A 1,594-nucleotide genomic window follows, 5' to 3' on the forward strand; every position below is an offset into this window, starting at 1 on the left:
AGCTTGTTCTTTTTCTTCCGGTCTCGAACGGTGTCTCGTACTGGGTCGCTCACCTGGGGATTCACCGGACGTGGGGGCGGCCTTCGTCTGATCCTGTGCTCCGACCAAGGTGCACGTGACCAAGACGAAGGCCGTGAGGGTGAGTCTGCTGCCTGATGCTGTCCGGGGGGAAGCGTTCGCGGAAGCGTCACGCTTCCGGGGTGAGTTCTACGAGTGTCTGACCGCGCGGCGCGACGAGTTGTTCGAACTCACCGACGCGGTGCTGTGTGCGGAGGGGGCGGTGAAGTCCCCGGTGGATCTGACGCTGTTGCCCGAGCATCGTCGTGGGCACGGCGCGATGTACGGCGGCCTGAACCACGGCAGGATCGACATCGGCCGGCTGCGGACCGTGCTGGCCGGGCTGTCGCTGCCGCGGTTCGACGGCGGGCGGCTGGTCCTTGCCGTCGATGTCTCGCCGTGGCTCCGCTCGGACGCGCCGTGCTCGGCGGAACGGCTGTTCTGCCACGTATATGGCCGCGCGAAGACGGCGTCCCAGTTCATCCCGGGCTGGCCCTACTCCTTCGTGGCCGTGCTGGAGCCGGGCGCCACGTCCTGGACCGCGATCCTGGACGCGGTCCGGCTCGGTCCGGCGGACGACGCGACCGCCATCACCGCCGCCCAGCTGCGGGGTGTCGTGGAGCGGCTCGTCACCGCGGGCCAGTGGCGGACCGGGGACCCGCATATTGTGATCGTCAGCGACGCCGGCTACGACGTCACCCGCCTGGCCTGGGTCCTGCGTGACCTGCCCGTCGAGCTGGTCGGCAGGGTGCGGTCCGACCGGGTCATGCGGTTGCCGAAGCCGCCCCGCCGACCGGGGACGAACGGCCGACCGCCCAAGCACGGCCCGGAGTTCCACTTCGCCAAGCCGGAGACCTGGCCCGAGCCCGCGATCACCACCGTCACCGACACCACCAACTACGGCAAGGCCGAAACCCAGGCGTGGGACCGGGTCCACCCAAGGCTCACCCACCGTTCCTCATGGCTCGACCACGACGGCGAACTGCCCCTTGTCGAGGGCACGTTGATCCGGCTGAAGGTCGAGCACCTGTCGAAGGACCGGGACGCCCCGCCGGTGTGGTTATGGTCCTCGAAGACCGGTGCGACCCCGGATGACGTGGACCGCTTCTGGCAGGCATTTCTCCGCCGCTTCGACCTGGAGCACACCTTCCGCTTCGCGAAACAGACCCTGGGCTGGACCACCCCGAAACTCCGTACTCCTGAGGCTGCGGACCGCTGGACCTGGATCCTGGTCGTCGCCCACAGCCAGCTCCGGCTCGCCCGGCCACTCGCCGAAGACCTCCGCCGGCCCTGGGAGAAACCCGCCACCCCCGACCGGCTCACCCCGGCCCGGGTCCGCCGGGGGTTCAGGAACATCCGCGCTCACCTCGCCTGCCCGGCCCGTGTTCCCAAACCCCGAGGCGCCGGCCCCGGACGGCCCCTCGGCGCCAAGAACAAACACCGGGCACCCCGCTACGACGTCGGCAAGACCGTCAAACGCGCCGAGACCCTCAAGGCCATCGGCAAGCCTGGAAGATCTTGGTAGATAAAGAACAAG

General features: G+C 69.1%; 1 protein-coding gene. It reads left to right on the forward strand.

Annotated elements, in window-relative coordinates; all coding sequences use genetic code 11:
- Window positions 1-139 precede the first annotated feature (139 nt).
- Window positions 140-1,582 carry an NF041680 family putative transposase gene (locus ABT001_RS35960; RefSeq protein ID WP_351285903.1) on the forward strand — a complete coding sequence of 481 codons (1,443 nt, stop codon included), beginning with the start codon at window positions 140-142 and terminating at the stop codon, window positions 1,580-1,582.
- The last annotated feature ends 12 nt before the right edge of the window (window positions 1,583-1,594 follow it).

This window comes from Streptomyces sp. NPDC002793, assembly GCF_040295485.1.
Lineage (GTDB): Bacteria > Actinomycetota > Actinomycetes > Streptomycetales > Streptomycetaceae > Streptomyces.